Here is an 8,274-nt window from a genome sequence, read left to right as displayed (position 1 = left end):
GCAAGCCGCCGCCCACATGTCCCTTCATCTTAACCTACAATGTCAAAGAGCCGACAAAAATACCGACACTCGCATAACCTCCCTCTCGGAAAGCTTGGAGCATCTGGTTTTTTGCGACCGTCGCAGAAGCCGGTGAGGCACTCCGCTGCGGTGACACCCCTCTAGGGCCACCTCCCGATACCGTCAAACGCTTTTTTACAGTTTCAGGTCACTTTTCGGAAAATTCAACGCTCGCACGCTCAGCGGCGCCTATCATCCCCTTCCGGCATGCGGTGCCGACCGTCTCGTCCCTAAGTCGCCCGTGCGAATGCCCGTCGAACCGAGGCGAGCTCGCTGCTCATATTCGGAAGGTATGTGTGGGCGACATCTGGATTGCCGAACGTCAATGACGGCCGTCGTCCCGAGAGACGCGATTGCCTCGCAGAGGTATTTCGAGAAGCTACGGCGTTGCCGCGGCGCGATCAGGTCGCTGGGTGATCCTGGATGAGCGCATCGAACGCCTTGATCGAAAGCGGGGTTCGGAATTTGCAGCCGGCGGTGAAATCGTCCGCCCACATGACGTCGGCAACGATCTGGCCGATCTGTGGCAGGTTGAGCCAGATGCTCGTGCCACGCTTGAGCGCCGAATAGGTCTGGAGCCGCGCACCGTTGACCGAAATATCGACGACCCTGCACAAAGCGCGGCGCGTCTTGCCGATACTGGCGTCGAGGGCGATCGGGGCACGGGGCGAACCGCGGCGGCTCGTGCGCTCTGCGGGTTCGAAGTCGGCGGCGAACATGGCGTCCTCGTCCTTGCGAGTCCTGATATGGCTTGCGTTCACAAACCTATCCGCCGGCACCTAACGAGGTATTAAAAAGAGCCCCCGGAACGAGTTAAATCAAACTCATTCCGGGGGTTACTGGATATTACTTACGGAGCGTGAGACCGCCACCGAAACGCTTGTTGAAGCGCGCGACCTGGCCGCCGGTGTCAAGCATCGTGCCGCGGCCACCGGTCCATGCCGGATGCGCGAGCGGATCGATCTCGAGCGTCATCACGTCGCCTTCCTTACCCCAGGTGGTGCGAGTCTGGTACTTGCTGCCATCGGTCATCTGGACGGTGATCATGTGGTAATCGGGGTGCGTATCGGCCTTCATGGGAATTCTCCGTATGTGGCTGGTTCCGACCAGCCTGAAAAGGAAGGCGCGCCCGTACACGGACGCGCCCTATTTTACAAGATTGCGAGGCTAGAGCCCCGACTTCGGGCTTAAGCCTTGGGCGGATCGGCGATCATCGCCGTGAAGTTCGCCTCGGCCACCAGTTGCCCGTCGACCGACGCGCGGCCGGCGAACTTGCACACCGAGTTGCGCTTCTGGACGAACGTCACCTCGAGCTTGAGCAACACGCCCGGCTCGACCGGCTTGCGGAACTTGGCCCCGTCGATCGCCATGAAATAGACGAGCTTGCCCGACCCCGCGAGACCCAGCGACTCGACCGCGAGGATCCCCGCCGCCTGCGCCATCGCCTCGACGATCAGCACGCCCGGCATGATCGGGCGCCCGGGGAAATGCCCCTGGAAGAACTGCTCGTTCATCGACACCGCCTTGATTGCGGTGATCGATGTGTCGAGGATCAGATCCTCGACACGATCGACCAGCAGCAACGGATAGCGATGCGGTAGCGCAGCCATGACCCGCCCGATATCGAGCGGGCCGAGACCGGTCTTCGCTATTTCAGTCACAGTTTCGGTCACAAGCTGACCTTAGCGACCCTGCGGCGTGCGCGTTGCGGCAGGCGCGCGACCGGCTGGAGCCGGAGCGGCACCCTGCTGCTGGCTACCCTGCTGGTTCGGCTGCCAGTTTGCCGGCACGGCGGTGCTGACGGTCGGCACGAGACGATCGAGCTCGGTCGTGATCGCCGCAGTGATGTCGGCGGTCGGCTGCGCGAACAGAGCTGCTTCGGGACGCAGCAACAGGCTGACGTTCTTGGCACGAACTGCTGCCGTCACGGCGTCGCTGAGCTTCGCCTGGATCTGCTCGATCGCGTATTGCTGTGCACGCTGGGCAGGCTGCGTCAGGCGGGCGAGTTCCTGGTTCGCCGCGTTCTCACGCGTCTGGATCGCCTGAGCCTGCGGGCGCAGCGTCGCTTCGGTCGCGCCGGGCGCACGCTGTGCCGTCTGGAACGCGGTGACCAGCGGCTGGAGCTCGCGAGCCACGGCCTGACGACGAGTCTCGGCCTGGTCGAGCTGGGCCTTGTAGGTCGTCTCGATCTGGGCGCGCGCGGCGTTCCAGGCCTTCGAGTTGGCGATCGCACCCTGCGCGTCGGCGACGGCGATGCCCGAAACCTGTGCATCGGCAGCGGTCGCGGTCATGGCGGCCGGCGCGACGAGCGCTGCGGCGAGGAGAAGCGTCTTGAACGTCGTCATCAGAACTGTGTCCCTACGTTGAAAGTAATAAGCTTGGGGTCGTCGCCCTTCTGCGTGAGCAGAGCCTTGGCGAGATCGATACGGAGCGGGCCGAACGGCGAGTTCCAGTTGACGCCGATACCGACCGACAGACGCGGTTTGGCAGAGTTGCCGAGGAAGGTTTCCTGGAACGGCGCAGTACCTGGTATCACGGTATTAGTCTCGGTCCCGACGCAGCTTGCACCGGTAGCGCCCGGCGTCGCCGAATAGCCGGTCTGGCAGGTCGTCTGACGTATGGACGGCGAGGTCGCGCCTGCTGCCGTGAACACGTTGTTATACAAAATGTTGTTCGCCGCATCCCGCGCAGGAAGCGCCTGGAAAACCTTGTTGCCGTTGTTATCGAGCGTGAACGGGAACTCTGCGGTCGGCAACGGCTTCTTGATGCCGAAAAGACTGCCGACCTGGGCGTATATCGATGGACGCAGGCCGAGTTCTCTCGCGCCCGAACCCAATGGAATTTCGATCTCGGCACGGGCCAGATAATAGGCGCGGCCACCCAGCGCATCGTCCTGAATCTGGTCGCGCGAGGTCTGGACGGTCTGCGTGCCGTCTGCATTGTTGATGTACGGCGCACGCAAAACGCGCGGACCGACGCCGCGGATATCGAAACCACGAAACTGCGGTTCGCCTAGATAAAAGCGGTCGGTGATGCGGACTGGATCGACGCCAGGACCGGTGCTGCTTTGCAGCGGGTGGATGTAGCCACCTTCCGCAATGATAGAACCAATGAAGCCGCTGCCGAGGTTGGCGTATTTGGAACCCTCGAAACGAGTTCGGATATACTTAACGTCGCCGCCGAGTCCGGCGAAATCCTGACTGAACGAGAAACGCGAGCCGGCGGTAGGCCGCAGGCGACTGTTCAACGTATCGCGGATCAGCGAATAGCCGACCGACGACGTCCACCGGTTACCGATTGCCTCGCAAAGATAGCGCCCTGCTGCCAAGAAGTTGCAGGAGCCGTTGGGATTCAGGAACTGGTTGTCGAGGCTGACCTCGTCGTACGAAAGACCATAGCGCGCCGACAACGACCAGAACTCGGTCAACGGGACACCGGCACGAAGCTGGAAGCCGGTCGAGACCTGCGAATAGTTGGTTTGGCGATCGTTGCCGTTGAAACTGAACGAGTTATAATCGCGGCGGAAGATGTCGCCGCCGATCGCGATGTTCTTGTCGAACAGATACGGCTCTGTGAAGCCTAGTTCGATCGACTTCGAATAGCTCGAGTAGTTGACGCCGGCGCGCAATTCCTGGCCCTTGCCGCGGAAGTTGCGCTGCGTGATATTCGCCTGGATGATGAAGCGCTCGAGGCTCGAATAGCCTGCCGACAGCTGAAGTTCGCCGGTCGACTTCTCTTCGAGGTTGGTCTCGAGGATGACGCGATCGGGCGCCGATCCCGGCAGCTGCTTAATCTCCATCTTGTCCTGGAAATACCCCAGCGAGTTGATGCGATCCTGCGAACGCTTCACCTGGAAGCTGTTAAACGCATCGCCCTCAGCCAGACGGATCTCGCGGCGCACGACCTTGTCCTGCGTCTGCGTGTTGCCGTTGATCTCGATCCGTTCGACGTACGTCCGCTTGGCTTCGGCGATGTTGAAGTTGATCCCCATCGTCAGCGTTTCGGCGTCCTTGGCGAACTCCGGGTTCACCTCGGTAAACGCGTAACCGAACAGGCCGGCAGTCTGGCTGAGGTTGTCGACCGAATCCTCGACGAGCTTGGCATTGTACCAGTCGCCCTTCTTGAGCGGCAGGCTGGCGGCGAGCTTGGTGTTGTCGAAGTCGCGGATCTGGCTGTCGACGGTGACGTCGCCGAACTTGTAGCGCTTGCCCTCCTCCACCACGTACGTGATGATGAAGTCCTTCTTGTCCGGCGTCAGCTCGGCCACGGCCGAGGTCACGCGGAAATCGGCATAGCCCTGCGTCAGGTAGAACTGGCGCAGCTTCTGCTGATCGTACGACAGGCGATCCTGATCGTAGCTGGTCGCCGACGAGAGCAGGCGGAACAGGCGCGACTGCTTGGTGGCCATCTGGCCGCGGATCTGGTCGTCGGAGAACACCTCGTTGCCGAGGATGTTGATCTGGCGGACCTTCGACTTCGGGCCTTCGCTGACTTCGAACACGACGTCGACGCGGTTCTGGTCGAGGTTGACCATCTTCGGATCGATCACCGCGGCGAAACGGCCCTGCCGACGATACAGCTCGATGATCCGCGCGATATCCTGCCGGACCGCGGTGCGCGTGAAGATCTGGCGCGGCGCGAGCTTGATCTCTTTGGTGATCTTGTCGGTCTTGAGCGCCTTGTTGCCCTCGATGATCACGCGGTTGATGATCGGGTTCTCGCGCACGCGCAGGACGATATTGCCGTCCGCGACGCCCGAGATCGAATAATCGGCGAACAGGTCGCTCGCCTGCAGATCCTTCAGGGCCTGATCGAGCGTCTCTGCCGTGTACGGACCGCCGACGCGCAGCTTCGTGTACGACAGCACCGTCTCGGGCTCGATCCGCTGCGAACCTTCGACTCGCAAAGTCTTGATCGTGGTGACGGATACAGGCGCCGCGACGGGCGTTATACCATTAGACGCTCCGGCAACCGGATTGCGAACCGGAGCCGGCGTAGACGTCGCAACAGGCGCCGTCTGCGCGAACGCGGGAACGCCCGACAGGATCGTACCTGCCATAAGCAGGGCGCCCTTACGCGCGAAATCGTAACCGTTGATCGCTGTCACCAAACCCACCTTAAAAACGTGCACATACAAGGCGCGCCCGCCCTGCCCTATCGTCGTCAGCCGATCAAGCCGGCCAAGTTCTTCCACAGTCCGAAATTACCGAGATCGTTGAAGGTCACGAGCAGCATCAGCGCAAGGATTGCCGCCAGTCCGCCGCGAAACGCCCATTCCTGGACTTCCGGCTCGACGGGGCGCCGACGCACTGCTTCGATCGCATAGAAGAACAAGTGGCCGCCATCCAGCATCGGCACTGGCAGCAGGTTGATGAACCCCAGATTGATCGAGACCAGGGCGATCAGGAAGACATAGGCGTCGAGGCCGAGCGACATCTGCTCGCCCGACACCTTGGCGATGCTGAGTGGTCCGCCGAGTTCCTTCACCGAACGGCGACCGGTGATGACCTGCCCCAGCGTCTCGACCATCATCGAGACGATCTCGCCGGTGCGCTTCACCGCGACGACCGGCGCCTCGATCAGGCTGACGGGAACGATGACAGGCTTGCTGCCGGCGATGCCAAGGCGACCGATTCGATATTCGTTCCCGAAGCGATCGCGCTGGAGTTCGGTGCCGATGACGATGTCGCGCGACAGGGCCTGGTCGCCGCGGACCGCATCGATCCGAGTCCGCTCGCCGGCGCGGATGCGGGCATAGCGCGCCATGTCGTCGAACGTCTCGACCGATCGGCCGCCGATGCCGGTGATCCGATCGCCCGCCTGAAGACCGGCGACAGCGGCCGCGCTGCCTGGAACGGTACCGCCCACGATCGGCGGCATGCGGATGTCGCCATATGCGAACGCGAAGCCGGCGAGGATCAGGATCGCGACGACGAAGTTCACGACCGGACCGGCTGCGACGACGATCGAGCGTTGCCACACCGGCTTGGACTGGAACGTCCGCTGACGCTCTTCTGCGGGTAGCGACAGCCACTCCGCGGAGGGCTGGCTGGCCGGATTCATGTCCCCTGCGAACTTCACGTAACCGCCAAGCGGGAGCCACCCGAACTTCCACCGCGTGCCGCGCTTGTCGGTGAAGCCCGCGATCTCGTGGCCGAAGCCGATCGCGAAGGCATCCGCCTTGATCCCGAAAAAGCGTCCGGCGAGGTAATGTCCCATCTCGTGCACGAACACGAGGGGGCCGATCACCGCGGCGAACGACAATATGGTCAGCAGGACACCGGGTGTTTCGATCAAACCGCGTAATCCTTCACACGCTCGCCGGCCAAGATCCGCGCCTCGGCATCGATCGCCAGCACGGCATCGACACTGTCCGGCGCGGCCGGGTCATAACACGACAACGTATGTTCGACGATTGCGGCAATTTCGAGGAAGCCGATGCGCCGTTGCAGGAATGCCTCGACCGATACCTCGTTGGCGGCATTGAGAATTGCTGGCCGAGCGCCACCTGCGTCGAGCGCCTCGCGGGCCAGCCGCAACGCAGGGAAGCGGACCGGATCGGGCGCCTCGAAGTCGAGTCGGCCGATCGCGACGAGATCGAGCGGCGCCATCGGTGTCGCCATCCGGTCCGGCCAGGCCAGCGTGTGCGCGATCGGCGTGCGCATGTCGGGAGGCCCGAGCTGCGCCAGCACCGACCCATCGACATGATCGACGAGGCTGTGGACCACGGACTGCGGATGGATGACGATCTCGATCCGGTCGTGCGGGATCGGGAACAGCCGCGCGGCCTCGATCAGTTCGAGGCCCTTGTTCATGCAGGTCGCCGAATCGACCGAAATCTTCGCGCCCATCGACCAATTGGGGTGCTTGACTGCCTGTTCGAGCGTGACGCCACGCATCTGCTCGGTCGTCCAGTCGCGGAACGGTCCACCGCTGCAGGTGAGGATGATCCGCCGAACACGCTCGGGACGAGTCGAATCGAAACACTGGAAGATGGCGTTATGCTCGGAATCGGCCGGCAATAGCGTCGCTCCAGCCCGCTCGGCAGCGGCAAGGATCACATCGCCGGCGGAAACCAGCGGCTCCTTGTTGGCGATCACGACGGTGCCGCCTTGCTCGATCGCCGCCATCACCGGCTTCAATCCCGCACAACCGACGATCGCCCCCATCGTCCAGTCCGCGCCCGAAGACGCCGCCTCGGCAATCGCCTCGGCACCCCCGCCCGCGCGGATCCCCGTGCCGGCCAGCGCCTCACGCAATTCTGGCAGACACTTTTCGTCGGCGACTACGGCGAACTCGGCGTTGGTACGGATCGCCGCGGCGGCAAGCTTGGTCACGTCGCAATTGGCGGTCAGGGCGACGACCCGAAACCGGTCCGGTTCGCGCTCGATAAGATCGAGCGTCGAGGTGCCGACCGAGCCGGTAGCCCCCAAAATCGTGACGCTCTTCATCCGTAGAAATGCGGCAGCAGGACGAGGAATGCCGCGACTGGCGCGACCGGGACCAAGCCGTCGAGGCGATCCATCACGCCGCCATGGCCGGGCAGGATGTTGCCGCTGTCCTTCACGCCTGCCACCCGCTTCAACCAGCTCTCGTAGAGATCGCCCAGCTGCGCGAGCACGGCGAGTACCGGCGTCGCCAGCGTCATCCGCATCGGCAGGCCGTATTGCGTGTGCAGCACCGCCGCGACCGCGCCCGCGAGCACGACACCACCGATCAGCCCCGACCATGTCTTGTTCGGGCTGATCACCGGCGCGAGCTTTGGCCCGCCCAAGGTCCGCCCAGTGAAAAACGCGCCGATATCGCACGCCCACACCAGCGACAGCGCCCACAGCGTGAAGAGGATTCCCTCGTCCTGCCGCCGGATGATCATCAGCGCGAAGACGGGGAGACCGCAGTAGATGATGCCCAGCGCCAGCTTGGGTTTGCGCGTCGTGATGACGACGAAGAACGCCGCCCCAACGAGCAGGCCCAGCGTGAAGAAATCGTGGATCACGAGGATCAGCGACGCCGGCGCCATCAGTGCGAGCGGCACCGACAGCGCGAACTGCGTCATCCGCTTGGTCTTGGCGTCGGCGCCTTGCAGCATCGACCATTCCGCCATCATGAACAGCGCGGCGACCACGCCGAGCACCCAGAACGCAATCCCGCCGAGCGTCAGCGAAAGGCTGGCCACCGCGATCATGCCGACGCTGGCGATCATCCGGAGCTGGA

Annotated in this window: 8 protein-coding genes; all 8 read right to left on the bottom strand. The window is 63.1% G+C overall.

Annotated elements, in window-relative coordinates:
* Positions 1 to 461 precede the first annotated feature (461 nt).
* Entirely contained in the window at positions 462 to 779 is a 318-nt protein-coding gene (locus IFR23_RS16930; RefSeq protein ID WP_107963317.1) for a PilZ domain-containing protein, read from the bottom strand.
* 127 nt (positions 780 to 906) lie between these two features.
* The gene (gene rpmE / locus IFR23_RS16925; protein WP_055880673.1) at positions 907 to 1,137 is read right to left on the bottom strand and encodes a 50S ribosomal protein L31; all 231 of its coding nucleotides are present in this window, start codon (positions 1,135 to 1,137) and stop codon (positions 907 to 909) included.
* A gap of 110 nt (positions 1,138 to 1,247) precedes the next feature.
* On the bottom strand, positions 1,248 to 1,733 hold the full coding sequence (fabZ, locus tag IFR23_RS16920; RefSeq protein ID WP_342344987.1) for a 3-hydroxyacyl-ACP dehydratase FabZ: 486 nt from the start codon (positions 1,731 to 1,733) through the stop codon (positions 1,248 to 1,250).
* Between the two features lie 9 nt (positions 1,734 to 1,742).
* Positions 1,743 to 2,405: an OmpH family outer membrane protein gene (locus IFR23_RS16915; protein ID WP_192976887.1), complete on the bottom strand. Its 663-nt coding sequence runs from the start codon at positions 2,403 to 2,405 to the stop codon at positions 1,743 to 1,745.
* Positions 2,405 to 5,119 (bottom strand): outer membrane protein assembly factor BamA, encoded by a 2,715-nt coding sequence (gene bamA, locus IFR23_RS16910; RefSeq protein WP_192976899.1) that lies wholly within the window; start codon positions 5,117 to 5,119, stop codon positions 2,405 to 2,407. Before bamA ends, IFR23_RS16915 begins: the two co-directional genes overlap by 1 nt.
* 104 nt (positions 5,120 to 5,223) lie before the next feature.
* The gene (locus IFR23_RS16905) at positions 5,224 to 6,357 is read right to left on the bottom strand and encodes a M50 family metallopeptidase (protein ID WP_192976886.1); all 1,134 of its coding nucleotides are present in this window, start codon (positions 6,355 to 6,357) and stop codon (positions 5,224 to 5,226) included.
* Positions 6,354 to 7,511 (bottom strand): 1-deoxy-D-xylulose-5-phosphate reductoisomerase, encoded by a 1,158-nt coding sequence (locus IFR23_RS16900; RefSeq protein ID WP_192976885.1) that lies wholly within the window; start codon positions 7,509 to 7,511, stop codon positions 6,354 to 6,356. Before IFR23_RS16900 ends, IFR23_RS16905 begins: the two co-directional genes overlap by 4 nt.
* A complete protein-coding gene (locus tag IFR23_RS16895; RefSeq protein ID WP_192976898.1) occupies positions 7,508 to 8,263 on the bottom strand; it encodes a phosphatidate cytidylyltransferase in 756 nt (251 codons plus the stop codon). Before IFR23_RS16895 ends, IFR23_RS16900 begins: the two co-directional genes overlap by 4 nt.
* Positions 8,264 to 8,274 lie beyond the last annotated feature (11 nt).

It is taken from the genome of Sphingomonas sp. CFBP 13603 (assembly GCF_014892665.1).
GTDB lineage: Bacteria > Pseudomonadota > Alphaproteobacteria > Sphingomonadales > Sphingomonadaceae > Sphingomonas.
Note: the sequence above shows the minus strand (reverse complement) of the source record. Positions and strands in the feature narration are given on the sequence as shown.